The sequence below is a fragment of the Gemmatimonas sp. genome (genome assembly GCF_021298855.1).
In the GTDB taxonomy this organism is placed as follows: Bacteria; Gemmatimonadota; Gemmatimonadetes; order Gemmatimonadales; family Gemmatimonadaceae; genus Gemmatimonas.
The window spans coordinates 154101-172355 of the sequence record NZ_JAJTHI010000010.1 but is presented as its reverse complement, the minus strand read 5'-3'; the positions used below and the strand labels follow the sequence as shown (position 1 = coordinate 172355).

15 protein-coding genes are annotated in these 18255 nt (G+C 67.8%); 11 read left to right on the top strand and 4 right to left on the bottom strand.

The window, feature by feature from the left end:
• Positions 1–29: 29 nt before the first annotated feature.
• The 10 genes from LW840_RS04805 to asnB all read left to right on the top strand — a co-directional run bounded on the left by LW840_RS04805 (position 30) and on the right by asnB (position 12284).
• Entirely contained in the window at positions 30–2468 is a 2439-nt protein-coding gene (locus tag LW840_RS04805) for a polysaccharide biosynthesis tyrosine autokinase (protein ID WP_291268154.1), read from the top strand.
• A gap of 23 nt (positions 2469–2491) precedes the next feature.
• Positions 2492–3331, top strand: a complete 840-nt coding sequence (locus tag LW840_RS04800; protein ID WP_291268155.1) for an SLBB domain-containing protein — start codon at positions 2492–2494, stop codon at positions 3329–3331.
• Between the two features lie 62 nt (positions 3332–3393).
• Positions 3394–4134 (top strand): sugar transferase, encoded by a 741-nt coding sequence (locus LW840_RS04795; RefSeq protein WP_291263757.1) that lies wholly within the window; start codon positions 3394–3396, stop codon positions 4132–4134.
• A gap of 148 nt (positions 4135–4282) precedes the next feature.
• Entirely contained in the window at positions 4283–5575 is a 1293-nt protein-coding gene (locus tag LW840_RS04790; protein ID WP_291269631.1) for an O-antigen ligase family protein, read from the top strand.
• A 1-nt stretch (position 5576) separates the two neighbouring features.
• Positions 5577–6383 carry a polysaccharide deacetylase family protein gene (locus tag LW840_RS04785; RefSeq protein ID WP_291268158.1) on the top strand — a complete coding sequence of 269 codons (807 nt, stop codon included), beginning with the start codon at positions 5577–5579 and terminating at the stop codon, positions 6381–6383.
• 19 nt (positions 6384–6402) lie between these two features.
• Entirely contained in the window at positions 6403–6642 is a 240-nt protein-coding gene (locus LW840_RS04780; RefSeq protein WP_291263754.1) for an acyl carrier protein, read from the top strand.
• Positions 6635–8464: an HAD-IIIC family phosphatase gene (locus LW840_RS04775; protein ID WP_291268159.1), complete on the top strand. Its 1830-nt coding sequence runs from the start codon at positions 6635–6637 to the stop codon at positions 8462–8464. Before LW840_RS04780 ends, LW840_RS04775 begins: the two co-directional genes overlap by 8 nt.
• Complete coding sequence (locus tag LW840_RS04770; RefSeq protein ID WP_291276507.1) at positions 8434–9312, top strand: XrtA system polysaccharide deacetylase; 879 nt, start codon at positions 8434–8436, stop codon at positions 9310–9312. The genes LW840_RS04775 and LW840_RS04770 overlap by 31 nt, the downstream gene beginning before the upstream one ends.
• Positions 9312–10358: a FemAB family XrtA/PEP-CTERM system-associated protein gene (locus LW840_RS04765; protein ID WP_291273111.1), complete on the top strand. Its 1047-nt coding sequence runs from the start codon at positions 9312–9314 to the stop codon at positions 10356–10358. The genes LW840_RS04770 and LW840_RS04765 overlap by 1 nt, the downstream gene beginning before the upstream one ends.
• Before the next feature lie 12 nt (positions 10359–10370).
• Positions 10371–12284, top strand: a complete 1914-nt coding sequence (asnB, locus tag LW840_RS04760) for an asparagine synthase (glutamine-hydrolyzing) (protein ID WP_291268162.1) — start codon at positions 10371–10373, stop codon at positions 12282–12284.
• A gap of 19 nt (positions 12285–12303) precedes the next feature.
• Here asnB and LW840_RS04755 read toward each other — a convergent pair whose 3' ends face one another.
• From LW840_RS04755 to LW840_RS04745, 3 genes are read right to left on the bottom strand one after another with little or no spacing between them, the layout of a single operon-like run.
• Positions 12304–13443 (bottom strand): glycosyltransferase, encoded by a 1140-nt coding sequence (locus tag LW840_RS04755; protein ID WP_291276506.1) that lies wholly within the window; start codon positions 13441–13443, stop codon positions 12304–12306.
• Positions 13440–14564 (bottom strand): hypothetical protein, encoded by a 1125-nt coding sequence (locus LW840_RS04750; RefSeq protein ID WP_291268164.1) that lies wholly within the window; start codon positions 14562–14564, stop codon positions 13440–13442. Before LW840_RS04750 ends, LW840_RS04755 begins: the two co-directional genes overlap by 4 nt.
• Before the next feature lie 4 nt (positions 14565–14568).
• Positions 14569–15387: a formyl transferase gene (locus LW840_RS04745; protein ID WP_291276505.1), complete on the bottom strand. Its 819-nt coding sequence runs from the start codon at positions 15385–15387 to the stop codon at positions 14569–14571.
• Positions 15388–15567: 180 nt separating this feature from the next.
• On the opposite strand from LW840_RS04745, the gene LW840_RS04740 reads away from it, so the two are divergent.
• Positions 15568–16719: a glycosyltransferase gene (locus LW840_RS04740; protein ID WP_291268166.1), complete on the top strand. Its 1152-nt coding sequence runs from the start codon at positions 15568–15570 to the stop codon at positions 16717–16719.
• Here LW840_RS04740 and LW840_RS04735 read toward each other — a convergent pair.
• Entirely contained in the window at positions 16706–18127 is a 1422-nt protein-coding gene (locus LW840_RS04735) for an exosortase C-terminal domain/associated protein EpsI (RefSeq protein ID WP_291269635.1), read from the bottom strand. The two genes, LW840_RS04740 and LW840_RS04735, sit on opposite strands and share 14 nt — an antisense overlap.
• Positions 18128–18255: the final 128 nt, after the last annotated feature.

The window sequence follows — 18255 nt, the reverse complement described above, 5'->3', positions numbered from 1 at the left end:
TTGCGCCAGATCCCTACGCCGTCATCTCAATGTCCGGACAGCAGATCCAGCCTGTAGAATCGCGAGACCTTGCGCCGGCCCCTTATCAGGAGGGGCCACCTCCCGCTGATTGGGGGAGCGAGCAAGAGTCCGCCAGCGAACCCAAGGGGCCTTCGCTGGGGCGGTATCTGGCGGCCATCAACCGCTTCAAGTGGCTCATCCTCCTGTTGACGGCTCTTGGGGCGGGTCTGGGTGTGGCCGCGACGCGCTTCATCACGCCGGAGTACGAGGTGCAGGCCACCGTCCTGCTGGAGCAGGGAACGGCCGTGAACGGGCAGAATCGGGGCCCCATCCAGGCCGAGGAGCTGCTCAAGGCGTCGGGATGGCAGGATCTGATGCGCTCGTTCGCCGTTTCGGATCCGGTGGTCAACAGCCTCGCGCTGTTCGTCCAGCCGGCCCGCGATGCCGACAGCACGCTCTTTCGCTCGTTCCGCGTCAGCGAGCAGCAGTCGCTGCGCCCGGGCAGCTACGTGCTGAAGGTGAATGGCCCACGCTACGTGCTTGCCACGGCGGAGGGGCTCGAAGTGGAGCAGGGGGCCGTTGGGGATTCCATCGGGGCACGCATCGGCTTTGTCTGGCAACCCACGTTGGAGGCGCTGGGCAACCGCGACGAAATCGGCTTCAGCGTGCAGACGCCGCGTGAAGCCTCCATCGCGCTCATCAAGAAGTTGCAGATGAACCTGGTGGATGGGTCCTCGTTCCTGTCGATCTCGCTTCGCGGGAGCAATGCCCAGCGGACCGCGACCACGCTGAACGCCTGGGTGGAGCAGTTCGTCGCCACCGCGACCGCGCTCAAGAAGAAGAACGTCACCTCAGTGGCGGCCATCCTCGAGGGACAGCGGGAGTATGCGGCACGGGATCTGGCAGCCGCGGAATCGGCGCTGGAGAGCTTTCGTGTGCGCACGGTCACCGAACCCACGGAGCGGCAGACGATTCAGCCTGGCATCGAGATGACCAACAGTCCGGTCTTCGAGAACTACTTCCGGGACAAGATCCAGGCCGACGCCTATCAGCGCGATCGTGAAGCCCTCGATCGCATCCTCGAGGGCGCGCGCCGCGGGGAGCTCATCACGCGGGAAGCGGTGCTGTCGGTGCCCAATGTGAATGCCGACCCCGCCGCCGAGAACCTGCGCAGCGTGCTCAAGGATCAGGCGGAACGGGAGTTCGCGCTCCGGCAGTTGCGCGAGAGCTACACCGATGAATTCTCCAAGGTCAAGGAAGCGCAGGCGGCGCTGACCGCGTTGCGCACCGTGACCGTGCCGGCGGCGCTGGAAGCCTATCTCGGTCAGTTGCGGCAGCGCGAGCAGAGCCTCACGGCCAGCATTGCGCGCAGCAGTCGCGACCTGCGTACCATTCCGACCCGCACCATTGAGGAGCAGCGTCTCAAGCGGCAGGTCGAGGTGAGTGAAGAGATGTACAAGAGCCTCAACCTCAAGGCGGCAGAAGCCAAGCTGGCCGAGGCGGCGACCATTCCCGATGTGAGCATCCTTGATGGTGCGGTGCCGCCGCTGCGCCCGACGCGCAACACGGCCCCCGTGCTCATTCTTGCCTGTACCGGCGCGATGTTGCTGCTGGGAATCCTCCTGGCCATAGTGCTGGACCAGACCGACCGCCGTTTCCGGTACCCGGAGCAGGTCACCGGTGATCTGGGGCTCTATGTGCTCGGCGCGGTGCCCGTGGTATCGGCCAAGGGGCGTCGCAGCAAGTCGGATCAGGCGGCCCAAGTGGTGGAGGCCTTCCGCACCGTGCGCATGAACGTGCGCTATGCGGCCGATCCGCGGCGCCCGCTCACCATGACCATCACCAGCCCGGGGCCGGGGGATGGCAAGAGCCTGGTGTCGAGCAACCTGGCCCTCAGCTTCGCGGAATCCGGTGCGCGCACCTTGCTCATTGACGGCGACATCCGCCGCGGCGAGCTCGCCAAGACCTTCAACATCCCCTCCAAGCCGGGGCTGGTCGAGTACCTCGACGGCACGGCCCTCATTGCCGAGGTGCTGCATCCGGTCGAGGCGCACCCGAATCTGACGGTCCTGCCCGGTGGGGCCCGTCGCCGCAAGGCGCCGGAACTGCTGGCGACGCCGCGCCTGACTCAGTTGGTGAGCCAGATGGCGGCCGAGTACGATGTCGTCATCATCGACTCCCCGCCGCTGGGCGCCGGATTCGATGCCTACGCGCTGGCCACGGCCACCGGCAACATGGCGCTCGTGATGCGTGTCGGCATCACCGACCGGAAGATGGCCGAAGCCAAGATGGCCGTGGTCGATACGCTCCCCGTCCGGGTGATGGGTGCCATCCTGAATGGCATCGAACTCAAGGGCGCGTATCAGTACTACTCGTACTATCAGGAGTACGAGGCGAAGGACGAGCCGACGGAACGCCTCCCGGAAGGCACGCGCAAGACCACGGCGCTGCCCAGCGGGCGGTCGTGATGATGAACTCTGGTGCCCGTATCATGCTGACCATTCGAAACCCGTGGAGTGCCATCGGGGGAGTATCCGGCCGGGCCGTGGTGGCACGTGCTCTCCTCGTCGGGGCCATGCTGAGCCGCTTCGGTGCGGCAGCCGGAGCGCAGGACATCGTGGTGGCCGGGCCCCAGCGGGCGACGCGCGCCGAGCTCACCGCACGCGTTGCCGATTTGCAGCGTCAGCAGAGCTCGGCGCAAGGTGCGTCGCTGGGTCGACTGCGTCGCGAAGGGTCCGCCATCCAGCAGCGACTGCAGACGGGCGATTTCCGGGTGGGCGACCGCTTCGTGGTGTCCGTGCGCATGGATAGCGTGCGCACCGATACGGTGCTGGTCCGGGACAGCTTGCGTGTCCTCGTGCTCAACCTCCCCGAGGTGTCGGTGGCCGGCGTCTTGCGATCGGAATTGGAGACGCACATCAACGCGCACGTGGCACGATTCGTCCGTAATGCGAGTGTCCGGACCAGCGTGCTCACGCGGGTGTCCGTGCTGGGGGCCGTCCTGCGCCCGGGCTTCTATTATGCCGCACCGGACCGTCCTGTGAGCGATCTGCTGATGCTGGCCGGCGGCCCGCTGCCGGACGCCAAAACCGATCAGTTCGAGGCCACGCGCGGTGCCACGAAGCTCGTGGACTCCAAGGCGGCCAAGCGCATCGTGAAGGACGGCAGCACGCTGGAAGAGGTGGACATCCAGAGCGGCGATGAGGTACGCTTCACCCAGCGCCGCAAGGTCAATTGGGGTCTCGTCGTTCAGCTCGCCTTCGTCGCCTCGTCGCTCTTCTTTGCGGCCTTGCAGTTCATTCAATGGTACTACAGCCGTCAGGACAACTGAGCACCGTGCCCATGAGGGATCCCCGCGTATCGACCATCCCGGTTTCCGGAGCTGGACGCACGGTGTCGCGTGCCAGCGGCTCCCCGGAGTTGGCGGGTGAGCCCGCCGCGGCGGAGGCGATGTCCGAGACGGGACCCGGCGATGACTTCGAACCACGTCGCCGTTCCGAGCTCGCGAGTCGCGTCTTCAACGTGGTCGTGGCGCTGCTCATGCTCACGGCGTCGCTGCCGGTCATGCTCATCACGGCGCTGCTCATCCGCCTGAGTTCGCGTGGCCCGGTGTTCTACACGCAGGTCCGCGTCGGACTCGACCGCCGATGGCATCGCACGCGGGCGCTCAACGAACGTCGTCGGGAAGACCTCGGGGGCACGCCGTTCACGATCTACAAGTTCCGCTCGATGCGCGTCGACGCGGAAGTGAACGGGCAGGCGGTCTGGGCCAAGCAGAACGACGATCGGGTGACGGTGATCGGCGGCATCATCCGCAAGTCCCGCATCGATGAACTGCCGCAGCTGTTCAACGTGCTGCGTGGCGACATGAACATCGTGGGCCCGCGTCCGGAGCGCCCGAGCATCTTTGTCCGCCTGCGGGAGCAGATCGCCGATTATCCCGTGCGGCAGCGGGTCAAGCCCGGAATCACCGGGTTGGCGCAGGTGTCCAACCCCTACGACACCGACCTCGACGACGTTCGGCGCAAAGTGGCTTTCGACATTCAGTACATGCAGCGGCAGTCCATCGTGGAAGATGTCCGCATCATGCTGCGCACCGTCCCGGTCATGATTTTCCGCATCGGCGGGCGGTAGTCCGGTGACGGCGCCATCGCCCATGTCCCGTCAGGTGGCGCCAGTCCCGGCGCCCGGACGGCCGCGCGGGCGCTTCACCGCTGCGCGGCGCCGTGCGGGCCGTGGGGCTTTTCCTGCCAGTGCATCGTCCACGTGGACGCTCGCGTCCGTGCTGTCGATCGGTATCGTGCTGGCCATAGTCGGACGCATTCACGATGCCGTGGGCGAAGGGACGATTCCGGCCGGCAAGATCCTGCTCGGCCTCGGCGCCATCGCTCTCCTCACCGGGCCGACCTTGGCCATCGTGCGACGCAGCTGGGCCACACCCATCGGGAAGTCGCTCGTCATCTTCAGCGCCGCGCTGTACCTCTCGCTGCCCTTTTCGCTGCTGCGCAGTGACACGCTCGCGATCGCGTTCGCCTTCGTGACGCGCACCATACCCTTCATCCTCATCATGCTGGTGGCCGTACGTGGCGTGGGGGACGTGAGCCGTCTGCTCCGCAGCATGGTGGTGATGCAGGTCCTCATGGGGGTGCTGATTGCCGCCGGTTTCGGCGTTGTGCTCAATGGGGCCGACGGCGCGCGCACCACGCTGGCTGGCAGCTACGACCCGAACGACCTGGCCCTGGTGATGGCCTCGTGCGGTGCGGCCTCGCTCTGGGCGCTGCGCGACAACAAGCTGGTGTGGCGCTTCGCAGGCCTCATCGGCCTCGTCCTTGGCATGTATGTCATCATCCGCACCTACTCCCGGGGCGGGGCGATCTCCTTCGCCGTGATGGTGATCATGTCGCTGGTGCTGGCGCGTCGCGCCGTGCCCATGTGGCTGCGGCTGGCCATGTTCCCGGCCGTCGCAGCCGCGTTGCTGTTGGCCCCACAGAAGTACATCGAGCGGCTCAGCACCCTGGGTACCGTCAGTCAGGACTACAACATCACCGACGAGACCGGACGCACCAAGATCTGGAAGCGTGGCATCGGCTACTTCCTGTCCCGACCGCTCACCGGGGTCGGGGCCGGACAGTTCGGTCAGGCGGAAGGGCGGTATGGTCGTGAGGAGCTTGGGCGGAACGCGGGCTGGAAATGGTCGGCGGCGCACAACATGTACGTCGAAAGCCTGGCGGAAATCGGGCTGCCGGGTTTCCTCAGCTTGTTGGGCATGTTGGTGCCGAGCGTGACCCTGTGGTGGCGCGTACGCGCCCACCCCCCCCGATCGGACGATGAGTTGCAGTACCAGCGGCAGGTGGAAACGGTAGCGGTGGCGGTGATCACGTTCATGGTTGGTGCGATGTTCCTGAGTGCCACCTTCAGCCCGATGGTCATGCTGCTCACGGCGCTCGGCATAGCGCTGCGCACGGTGCCGCAGGCGGCCCGATTCGTGGGGCGCGCTCGTCCCGGGCGTTCGTCACGCCGGGGCGCGCGGGCGGTGCCAACCGCCGTCCCTGCCGGAATGGCGACGGGAGGCTGAGGTGACACCCCACTGGGCGGCCCTGATGTACCATGCCACCCCCGCGCGCCACGAGGATGCCGACTACTTCGCCGTTCCGGCGCCGGCGTTGGCGCGGCAGCTGACGTGGTTGCGGGAGCGCGCCATCGCCGGGCGTTCGCTCGAGGCTGTGCTCGACGCCGGCGCCGAGTCGCACGGCGTGGCCATCACCTTCGACGACGCGCACCGGTCCAACTATGACGTGGCCTTCCCCCTCTTCGCCGAAGCGGGTATGTCCGCCACGATCTTCGTGGTGCCGGCGTGGGTGGGACGGACGGGGTACTGCACGTGGTCGCAGCTGCGCGAACTGCAGGCCGGTGGCTGGTCCATCCAGTCGCATACGCAGACTCATCCGTTCCTCTCGACACTCGATGCCGCCGCGGTGACACGCGAACTGGTGGACAGCCGGCGGGAGATCGAGGACAACATCGGTGCACCGGTCGTGACCCTGGCCCTGCCGAACGGCGACTGGCCCCGGCGGCGCTTTCGTCACCTCTTGCACGACAGTGGATATCGCCACATCGCCACCAGCCGCTGGCATGCGAATGGTGACGCGGAACGGCGTCGCGGCGTCTTCGGGCGGTACACGGTGCGGCGAGGTACCATGCCGGAGGCGTTCGAATCCATGGTGAGGCAGCTGCCGGGAACGCTGTCACGCGAATCGCTGCGCCTGTCCACGTTGTCGCTGGTGCGCAGTGCGCTCGGGGTCCGCCGATACGGCGCCCTTCGGCGCTATCTCGTGGAACGTCGCGCGGCCGCACCCGCCGCCGGCATGACGCCTCCGCCTTGACCATTCCCTTGCCCTGTAGATGAGCGAGAGCACGGCCCTCCAGGTTCGCGCGGTATTCACCAGTGTGCTCGGTGTCCCTGCCGAACAGCTTTCCGATGACGCGTCTCCCGACACGATTCCGTCGTGGGACTCGCTCACGCACATCAATCTCATGCTGGCCATCGAAGGCGCGTGCGGTGTGCAGTTCGAACCCGACGAGCTGATGGAACTGCGTACCGTGGGCGCGGTGGTGCAGCGGGTCGTAGCGGCCCGTGCCTGATCACGCGCCCGGCGAAGCGGCATCGCTGCGCCACGGCCCCCCGTTCACCGACGCCTCCGCATACCATCGCCTGGCTCGCGAGCTCAAGGTGCGCGGTGGCACGCGCCCCTTGCGCGTGGCCCTGCTCGCCTCGTTCACGTTCGGCTTCATCGAGCCGTTCCTGCGGGTCGAACTCGGCCGGCTCGGTCTCGACGTGGATCTGTTCATTGGCGGATACGGCGAGGTCGAGTCGCTGTGGCTGGACGAGTCGAGTGCGCTGCATGCCTTCCAGCCTGATGTCGTGGTGGTGGCGGTGCGGCTCGAGGACATGAGCCCCGACGCCGCGATTCGGGTAGCCGATGCCACCGGGGCCACGTTGCGCTCGTCCTTCGACGCATTGGTCCAGCGCCTCTCCGCACTGCTGCAGGCACGGGCCGGAGACGGCGCCGGGACCGCGGGCCGATGGACGACGCTGGTGGCCAATTTCGCCCCCGTCGCCGCGTCGCCATTCGGCGTGGGTGACGCCTCCGTCGCCGCCTCACGCCAGGAAGCGGTCGCGTACGCGAATCATTCGCTGCGGGAAGCCGTATCGGCGGTCGGTGGCGCCTACGTCTGGGATTACGCTGGTCTGGTGGCGGCGCACGGCGCCGGCGTCTGGCGCGATGATCGCCTGTGGTTTCTCGGACGCATACCCGTGGCGGCGATCCACCACCCTGCAGCGGCGCAGCATCTGGCGCGCACGATTCGCGCGGCCGTGCAGCCGTCGGCCAAGGTGCTGGTACTCGATCTCGACAACACGCTCTGGGGCGGCGTGGTCGGCGACGATGGCGTCGAGGCACTCAAGGTGGGCGACGACTATCCGGGCAACGTGTTCAAGGCGGTGCAACGTCACGCCCGCGGATTGCGCGACCGCGGTGTGCTGCTCGCCATCGCGAGCAAGAACGATGAGGAGGTCGTGCGCGATGCCTTCGCGCGACACCCCGAATTCCTCCTGCGATGGGACGACTTCGCGGCCCACGCGGTGAGCTGGGAGCCGAAGTCCGCCGGCCTCGCGCGGATGGCTGAGCAGTTGGGCCTCGGACTCGATGCGCTCGTGTTTCTCGATGACAACCCGGTGGAGCGGGCGGAAGTGCAGTCGATGCTCCCGGCGGTGCGCGTGATCGATGTCGAGCCGTGGGGATCGTTGCCGCGCGCACTCGCTGCCGCACCGTGGTTCGACCAGTTGGCCGCCTCGGCCGAGGACCTGCGTCGGGCCAGTCAGTACGCGGAAGAGCGCCAACGGCAGACAGTGGCGGGTGCCTACGCCACCGTCGAGGAGTATCTCGGATCGCTCGAGCTGACGGCACAGGCGATGGCCACCTCGGCGCTCGAACGGCAACGGGTCGCACAGCTGATCGCCAAGACCAATCAGTTCAACCTCACGCTGCGCCGCCCGTCCGAGGCGCAGGTGACGGAGTGGATGTCCACGCCGGATACCCACCGCGTGCTGCACATGCGACTGGCCGATCGCTTCGGTGACCACGGCATCATCGCGGCCGCCGTCCTTGCGCGTCATGGGGAGACGGCGCGCATCGAGGTGCTGGTCATGAGCTGCCGGGTCATGAATCGCCGTGCCGAGCACGCATTCCTGTCGTTTGCCGCGGAGGTCGCTCGCCAGTGGGGATGCACGCGACTGCTGGGCGAATACGTGCCGGGGCCGCGGAACAGCGTGGTGGCCGACCTGTACCCCGCGCTGGGGTTCGAGCCGGAGCCGGCGATGCCCACGACCGACACCATGTGCTTCGGCGTGGCGCTCACCGATACCGCGCTGCCGTGGCCGGCCGCAATCCGGCGTACCGCATGACGACCCGGCCGCAGCATCTCTTCAGCGTGGACGTGGAGGATTACTTCCAGGTCAGCGCCTTCGAGGCGATCGCGCCGATCGCCACCTGGGACCGGTTCCCCACGCGTGTCGACACGAACACGCGCCGGTTGCTCGACCTGCTGGCCAAGCACGACGCACGGGCCACGTTCTTCACCCTGGGCTGGGTCGCGGAGCGCTTTCCGGAACTGGTGCGCGACATTGCACGGGCCGGACACGAGGTGGCCTCCCATTCCTTCTGGCATCGCCGGGTCACGACGCTCACGCCCGAAGCCTTTCGCGAGGATCTGCGTCGCTCGAAGGCCGTACTCGAGGCGGTGACCGGCGAGGCGATCACCGGTTACCGGGCCCCCTCGTTTTCCATCGTCCCTGGCGTGGAGTGGGCATGGGAGATCCTCGTCGAAGAAGGATTCACGTACGATTCCAGCGCCTTTCCCATCGTGCGTCCAGGCTACGGCAACCCGGGCGCGCCGCGGGATCCGTACGTGATTCCCACGCCCAGTGGACCGCTACACCAATATCCACTGGCGACCGCGTCGTTCGGTTCGATGCGGCTGCCGGGCGCCGGCGGCGGCTATCTGCGCATGCTGCCACCGGCGCTGCTGCATCGGGCGGTTCGTGAGGCGGCAGCGCGTGGGGCACCCGCCATGTGCTACATCCACCCGTGGGAGATCGATCCGGAGCAGCCCCGGCTTGCCGCCGGGTGGCTGACGCGCGTTCGCCACTACAGCGGCCTTGCCACCGCATTGCCCCGTCTCGACGCCCTGCTGGCGTCGGCCGCCTTTACCTCGGTGCGGGACTATCGCACCAGCCACGCGGTGGCAGCCTGATGGGCACCGAGGCCATGCCGTCGGGCGCGCGTATCGTGCGCGGCTACGCCGATGATGGGGCGTGGGACGCCTTCGTGCGCACCCAGCCCACCTGGACGCACTTCCATCTCTCGGGCTGGTCCCGTGTCTTTCGCGACGTGCTGGGACACGAGGACTGCCGCCTCGCTGCCTGTGACTCGCAGGGGCGCGTACGGGGGGTGCTCCCGCTGATGCGCATTCGCAGTCCCCTCTTCGGGCACTTTCTCGTCTCCATGCCCTTCGTGAATCACGGGGGGCCGCTCGGCTCGGATGAGGTCGTGCAGGCGCTGGTGGCCGAGGCGGTACGCATGGCCGCCGATGATGAGGTGGATCTGCTGGAACTGCGCAGTCGCACGCCACAGCCGATCGACCTTGCGGTGTCGCATCGCAAGGTGGCCGTACTGTTGCCGTTGCCCGATTCGCCCGATGCGTTGTTCAAGGCGTTCCCCGCCAAGCTGCGGAGTCAGGTGCGACGCCCGCAGAAGGAGGGCGTCACGGTGCGCTTCGGCCGCGACTGTGTGGCGGACTTCCATCGGGTGTTCTCGTCGCACATGCGTGATCTGGGCACGCCCACCCACGGTGTGCGCCTGTTCGAGGCCCTCGCGGACGCCTTTGGCGATGATGCGTGGACGGGTGTGGCCTACCACAACGGCACGCCGATCGCCTGCGGTATGGGCTTTCGCTGGGACCGGGAGTTCGAGATCACCTGGGCGTCATCGCTTCGCGCCTACAACCGCGTGGCGCCGAACATGCTGCTGTACTGGGAGTTCATGCAGCGGGCCATGGCCGCGGGATGTGCGCGCTTCAACTTCGGGCGATCGACGCCGGGTGCCAGCACCCACAAGTTCAAGCTGCAATGGGGCGGACACGACGAAATGCTGCACTGGTATCAGGTTGCCAAGGGTGGGCGCACCGCAACGCCCAACCCCGACTCCGGCATGATGTCGTACGCCCCACGCGTGTGGCGGCGTCTGCCGCTGCCGCTCGCCAATCGCCTGGGGCCGCTCGTAGTCCGGCTCATTCCCTGAGAGACGACCACCATGTGCGGCATAGCGGGACTGCTGTGGCGAGACGGGCAGCGGGCGGGCGACGCCACCCTCGTGGGGGCGATGTGCGATGCCTTGCGCCATCGCGGGCCGGACGACGAGGGGGTGTGGGCCGACGGCCCGGCCGCTATCGGCATGCGGCGACTGTCCATCATCGACCTCGCCGGCGGACATCAGCCGATCTTCAACGAAACCGGCCGGATCGGTGTCGTGATGAACGGCGAGATCTACAATTACCGGGCGTTGCGTGAGCAATTGCTGGCGCGTGGTCACGTGCTGCGCACGCACAGCGACACGGAAGTGCTGGTGCACCTGTACGAGGACTACGGTGAGCATCTGGTGGAGCACTTGCGTGGCATGTTCGCCTTCGCGATCTGGGATGCCGATCGGGGCACCCTGCTGCTTGGCCGCGATCATTTCGGCATCAAGCCGCTGTATGTCGCGGAGGGCCATGGCTTCGTGGCCTTCGCCTCGGAACTCAAGGCGCTGGTCGCCGTCGGCGCCACGTCACGGGAAATCGATGGCGAGGCGCTCGATCTCTACCTCCAGTTGGGCTACGTGCCCGCGCCCTGGAGCATCTTCCGGGACGTAAGGAAGCTGCTACCTGCGCATACCCTGACGATCCGCCGCGGTGAATCCCCGCGACAGCGCTGTTACTGGCAGCTGCCCACGGGCACCGTGGATCCGGGGGGAGATGTCGTGGCATACGTGCGCGAGGCGCTCGACGATGCCGTGGCGGCGCATCTGGTGGCCGACGTACCGATCGCCGCGTTCCTCAGTGGGGGCATCGATTCCTCGGCCGTCGTGAGCGGCATGGCCGGCATGGGCTACGCCTCGCGTGCCTTCACGGCCCGCTACCACGGGAGTGGTGCGGAGGGGACCGATGAGGTGCCCTTGGCTCGGGCCCTCGCCAATCGCTATGGCCTGCCGCTGACCGTGGTCGACGTGGAACCGGCCGTGCAGGACTTGCTGAGTCCCATCTGCCACGCCCTCGATGAGCCGCTGGCCGACGAATCGGCGGTACCAACGTGGATACTCTCCCAGGCCGTAGCCGCCTCATACAAGGTCGTGCTTGCCGGTACTGGCGGTGACGAGTTGTTCGGCGGATACCGCCGGCATCGCGGTCTGGCACTGGCCGACCGGTGGAATCGTGTCCCGCCACTCGTGCGTCGCGGTGTGAGCCGCCTTGCCCAGGCGATCCCCGAACCCCGGAACGGCTCGCTCTCCATCACCCGACTCAAGCGATTCGTACGGGCCGGCAATGGCACGCCGGTGGAACGGTACGCGGATTTCGTGGCGCGGCTCGGACCGGCGGAGTTCACCGCCGTGCGCCCACAGGGTCGCGGCGATCGACACACCGCGCATTTCGGTGCACTCGGGGCACCTGGCACGGCTGATGGTGCGCTGCGCAGTGCGCTGCGGATCGACTACGGCTGCTATCTCCCCGACGACATCCTTGCCCTCAGTGACCGCGTCTCGTCGGCACACTCACTCGAAGTCCGGGTGCCATTCGTGGACGTGCGGCTCGTCGAACGGCTCTTCACCTTGCCCGATCACTATCGCATTCGCGGGTCGGTGCAGAAATGGGTGCTCCGTGAGGCCGTTCGGCCACGTCTCACCCCAAATCACTTCACGGCGCCCAAGCGTGGTTTCGTCGGACCGACGGCCTCCTGGCTGCGCAACGAGATGCGCGCGGTGCTGGAGGACGAACTGGCGGCGGCGCGCATGCAGCGTCTGGGGCTCTTCGATGTGCGCGCCATTGGCGAACTGCTTCAGGCGCACACCACCCGTCGCGCCAACCACGAGAGCACCTTGTGGGCCCTCATGGTGTTCTCGCTCTGGCACGGCCACTACGTCGAACAGCAACCGGCGGTGCCGCAACTCACGGTGCCGCGACTCGCGCCCTGAGGCGTGTCGTATCGCGGCGTCACGTCCTGATGCCGTACAGCGACATGTAGGCGGAGGTCATCGCCTCGGCCGTGAACTCGCGGGCGAATGTGGCGCGGGCGCGTGCACCGAGTGCGATGGCCCCGTCGGCGCGGCCGAGTCCATCCAGCGTTTCGCAGAGGGCCCGTGCCAGCGCCGCCACATCGGACGGCGGAACAAGGACGCCTGCTTGCGACGGCCCCAGTGCCGCCGGCATTCCGCCCACTGCCGACGCGACAATGGGCAACCCCATCGACATGGCCTCGAGCAGCGCGAGCGGCAGTCCCTCCGATACCGAGGGCAGCACAAACACGTCGAGGGCGCTATAGAACGCCGCCATGTCGGATACCATCCCGGGCATGCACACCGAGGCGCCAAGCGCCTGCTGTTCGATGATCCGCTCGAGCGCCGCGCGCTCGGGACCGTCACCACCGATCAGCAGGCGGGCACCGGGATGGACCGCCAGGACCTGCGGCCAGGCGGCGAGCAGCACGTTCAGCCCCTTCTCCCATACCAACCTGGCGGCCAACCCCACGATCGGCCCGTCGGTTGCCCCGAACCATGCAGCGCGTGTCCGATCGCGCTGCGCAGGCGCCACGGGAACCACGGCGTTCACGCCATTGACGATCACGTGCAGCTTGTGCGGCCCGATGTGCAGGTGAGCGGCGAGCTGTTCCGCCAATGGTGCGGAGACGGCGACCATTGCGTGCACAACGGAGGCGGCCCACCGTTCGGCGATCATGATGTGTCGCCGGTCGGGCAGCACACGACCGTGGTCGGTATGCACGATGCGGCGCACTCCACACCAGCGGGCTGACGGGGCACCGTAGATCAGGGGTGCCGAATTGTGGGTATGCACCACGGTGGGGCGCACCTCACGGAGCACCGGCACCAGGCACCGCCACGCGAAGTAGTCCGGTGGTGAGACCGGTACGCCCGCGAGGTGCACGGGCACGCCCATGTCCCGCAGTTCGTCAGCCACCGCGCCCAGCTGCTTCATGGCGATCACGCTGGTGCGGATCTGCCGTGCTCGCAGCGTTCGGCACAGCGTGGCGATGGCACGCTCCATTCCCCCCATGCCCAGCGTTTCCACCACATGCACGACATGCGCCAGGTCCGGCGTGCCCGTCGTCGCGCTCATTCGACGACCTCGGGGTTCATGACCCCGTCATCACCGCGGGTGACATAGAGCTGTGCCGGGGTGAGGCCCGCCTCCGCAAGTACACGGACAAGCGCCGGTGAAGCCAGGCAGGCAAAGGACGGCGGCGCTTCCAGAAAGCCTGCCGCGCGAAAGGCGGGGCGCCACTCCGGCGCGCTGTGGTTTCCCACGAGCAATTGCGCCCCACCCTTCACCAGTGTGCGAACCGCTGCCGTCACGACAGCGCCGGCGTTGGCGGGATCCGCCAGCATGTCGTGCAGCATCCCCACGCGCAGGGCGCCATACGGCCGATGGCGTGCGCGCCGAAAGTCGAACTGCTGCGCGGCAAACCAGCCGAGCCGCTGACCTTGCCGCTCGACCGTCCAGAAGCCGACACCCGGCGCTGCCGGAGGGATCGCCCATGTTACCGCGCGTTGGCCGCGGTCGGCCATGGCCCGATAGCTCCCCCGGATCTGGCGAAAGAGCGCATCCCACCCGGCATCCGGAGCGGCGTATGGCGAGACCCGGATATCGCGGAGGGTGCCGATCCCGCGGATCGCATTCCACGCACGAAGCGCCCCGCGCGTCACGGGAGCGGCACCGCACAGGCGCAGCACCGACGCGGCGCGTCGCACGCGAGGGCGCGAGGCGAGCTGTGGGAGCTCCGTCAGCACCGGCAGTGGATCGACGGGCAGCACGTACGTCGGCACGACGGCCCCCGACCAGCGAAGGGCCTGCAGCAGCTTGGCGAACTGTCCCTGCAGGCCTCCCATGCCCACGGCAAGGAGCGTCGGCAGCTCGCGTTGGAGGTGCATGATCATGGCGGCCGGCACCCCCGCAAATCGTCGCTCCACCAGGCTTTCGGCGACCGGGTACTTGATCCAGCCCACGGGGATCGAACGCTCGGCCAGCCAGAGTCGGCTGCGCCGCAGGTAGACGCTGCCGCGAATCTCGTCGCCGTCGGCCACAACGTAGTAGGACTCCTGCGGCTCGTCCGGCTGGGCGGCGGGAACGACGTCCGGCGGATACACCAGGGTATCCACACCACCCGCCCTGAGGCGCGCGTTGAGCCGCGCGATGGCCTCGGCGTCGTCGGGGCGGGCCAGTCGGATCTGCAGCCCCATCGCGTCAGCGTCCTCCCTGCTGGCCGGCGCGGCGCCGGAGTCGCGGCAGGGCAAACCAGGTGAAGCGCAGATGTTCCGGTAGCGCCCGACGTCGGTAGTGCGGGCCGAACTGCCCTTCGTAGGGAACGGCGTCGACAGGCTCACCGCGGGACAGCCGATCGACTTGCCGGAGCACCACGTCGGTGCCCGCGGCGAACGCGCGACACCAGATGGTCACGTCGTCGTCCTCTCGGCCGAAGGGCACACGCGCCACCGCCACCGCGGCACCGGTGTCCACGGTGGGGGCGATGTGGTGCACGGTCACCCCGAGGTTGTCGAGGTCGCCGCGGGCGAGCGCATGGAACGTGCTCGCGTGTCCGCGATACTCCGGGAGCACACCGCAATGGATGTTCAGTGCCGCCACGCGTGCCAGCTCGAAGGTCGCCCGGTTGAGAATCCCGGTGGCGTGCACGACCAGCAGATCCGGCGCCCATTCGGTGATGAGTGCGCGGGCCTCGGCACCGTTCAGCGAGCGGACCGTCCGGACCGGTACGTCGTCCGGAAGCGGTTGCGCCGGGGGAAGGACCCGGGCCACTGCGTCGCCCAAGGCCGAGGGGCGCGTCAGCCGATCGAACACCTCGTAGGCGAGGACCCACGCCGTGTGCCACCATCCCTCCCGTCGGGCATTGCGCCGGAGATACCGGAGCCGGTCTCCCACCGAGCGGAATCGGTCCTCGTAGATCACCCCGACCAATGCGTGCCGCTCCGCCAGCCTGCTCAGCAGGTGGCGTGTGAGAGGGTGCGGCTTGGATAGGACGACCACACGCACGGAGGGCGGGGTCACGGTGTCAGACATCGGGGAGGGATCGCACGGGTGTGGAGAGGTCGTTTAGAATAGCAGCGTATCTCCGCACCGGCAGCGGAACGTTCACGGGTGATCATGTCAGGACCGGATTCCATCACATCAGCTGAGGCGGCTCGCGGGCCGCAGGACCCGGCGGCGCCCACAGGGGCGCAGCCGCCGGTGATCGTCATCGCTGACGATTGGGGGCGCCACGTATCGACGACCCAGCACCTCTTCCGTCGCATCGTGCGCTCGCACGACGTGATCTGGGTGAACAGTTTCGGTCACCGAAGACCGCAACTGACCTGGTACGATTTCCGCCGGGCGCTTTCGAAGGTCGCCAAGATGGTGTCAGCGCGGAAGGCACCGCCCACCGATGGTGAGGGCCCGCGCCTGATCATCAATCCGCGTGCACTGCCATGGCACAACATCGAATGGGTCCGGCGCTGGAACCGAGGCGTCGTTCTCGCCGAGGTGCAGCGGGCGCTTGCCGCCGTCGCACCGGGACGCACGCCCATCTTCGTCACCGCCACGCCGCTCGGTGCCGATCTGGTCGGTGCCTTTGGCGAGCGTGCCGCCGTGTACCTTTGTCTCGACGACTACGACCAGTTGCCGGGCGTCGAGCGCAACCTGCTCGTGCCATACGAGGCACGGCTGCTCGCGCGGGTGGACGCCACGATTGCCACGGCGGAAAGCCTGACCCACAGCAAGCGCCCCGCATCGGGCCGCACGCTGCATCTTCCCCAGGGCGTGAACTACGCCCACTTCGCGACCCCACGGGAGGCGCCGCCGGAGCTGGCCAACCTGCCACGACCCATCATCGGCTTTGCCGGTGGCGTGGGACCGGTGATCGACCGTGGGCTGCTCCAGGCCGTTCGCGATCGTTTCCCCTCGGCCTCCATCGTGCTGGTCGGTATGCACCAGGAGGAGATCGATCCCGCCGCCTGGCCGGAGGGCACGCACTTCCTCGGTGCCCGCAGCTACGATGTCCTGCCCGCGTACGTGCAGGCATTCGACGTGGGCCTGGTGCCGTACGTCCACAACGCGCACACGGCCGCCGTCGACCCGTTGAAGGTGCTCGAGTACCTGGCGGCGGGGATTCCGGTGGTGTCCACCGGACTGCGCGAGGTGCAGAAGTACGCCACGGTCGTCGAGGTGGCAGACGGCGGCGCGGCATTCGCCGACGCCGTGGCGCGGGCCCTGGACGCGCGAACCCCGGCGGATCGGGACGCGCGGCAGGCCGTGGCCGCCAAGCACACGTGGGAACAGCGGGTACAGACGTTCCTCGGCTATATCGACGACCTGCCACCTCGTGCGATCACGGCCGTGTGAGCACCGCCCGCAACGCGCGCGCCGCATCGGCGCAATCCCGCGGGCCACACGGGGTGCTGACGGCAACGAACTCCGACGGGGAGCTGCCGATGATCCCCGCAGGAATCTCGAGCAGCTTGGCCTTCATCGATTGCGTGGTGCCGACCCCGGCCACCCGGTACCAATACCACACCAGGCGGACCCCGCCTTTGTACCGCACGATGGCCTGACGAACAAGTCGCACCGGAGTCGTGGAGAACGCGGTGACCTCGTCGGTCAGCACCTCCACGCTGTCGCCAAGATGGCGATCGGTACCAACGAGTTCGGCGCCCTGCTGCTGATTCGAGAAGATCACCCGGTCGACTTGCACGGCGGTGGGGCCGTTGCGCACGATCGCCTGCAGGTGTTGCTGCCCCGCGATTGCGCTGGGCGTCCACTGGCCGGGCTGCACGAGAGCCGGCGCGTCCGACAGCGAAATGGCCGCCAGATCCGGCAGTGTTGCCGGCGCTGCCGCACGCGGCCTGGCCTGCAGGGCCAAGGCCAGCGCCGGACCCGTCAGGCAGGCGAGCGATGCGCCAGCCACCACCCGCCAGTCCACGCCGCTGAGCGGCGACTCGCCGCCGATCTCGTGTGGCGCGTGGGGCCAGCGCTTCTCGGCTTTGGCGGAGATCCACAACCACAGGGGCTGTACCGCGGCGAAGATCACCCAGCCGTACCAGCCGTGGTCGTTGATCAGGGGGTGCTGCATGTTGGTCCAGTGCCCCACGAGGATGAGTCCGAACACGCGGAGCCAGTTCGTCACCAGCGACAGGACCACGGCCGACAGGACGACCACGACAGCGGCCTGCCGGGAGGTGCGCATCAGGCTCACATACATGGCGGCCAGACTGATGCCGGCGGCAAAGAAGGCGGAACCGGCGCAGCCGTCGGCCACCTCGAACAACCCTTCCGGGATACGAATGAAGGTGCCCGTGATTTCGGCCTTGAGTCCAGAGACGGCCAACAGGGCGGCATTCGCCGATACCGTGACCGACTGCAGGAGCGGCACGAACGCCGTGAGCAGCGGAACGGCGAGGAGCAGCATGACCGTGGCCGCGGCCACCACCGGTAGTGCCCCACGCCCGAACACCGCCAGCGCCCAGCTCGCCAGGATGAGCGGCAGCATGGTCTGGTGAACGATCTGCAGTAACGCAATCCGGCCAAGCAACCAGCCCAGCGACAGGACGAGCGCCACGCCCACGATGGCGAACCACGGGCGGGCGGGCGACGGCACTTCATGCCGTCTCGACCAGGCTAGCCAGAAGCCGTACGGGGCGACGAGGAAGCCGTGCGAGTAGAAGTCGGTCCATGCGACGAAGAGGCTGCGCCACGTCGAGGCGAACCCGGCGGCAACCACAGCGAAGACCAGTACGACAATGGGAACGGGCATGCACTACACGATAAGGGGAGACGCGTCCTCCGAGCAGCGTGAGGCTGTGCGGTGTCTCGCCGGCCGGTCATGGCCGCGCACTGTCAGAGACGGTAGGGAGCGCGAGACGGTCACATCGGTGGCGCAAC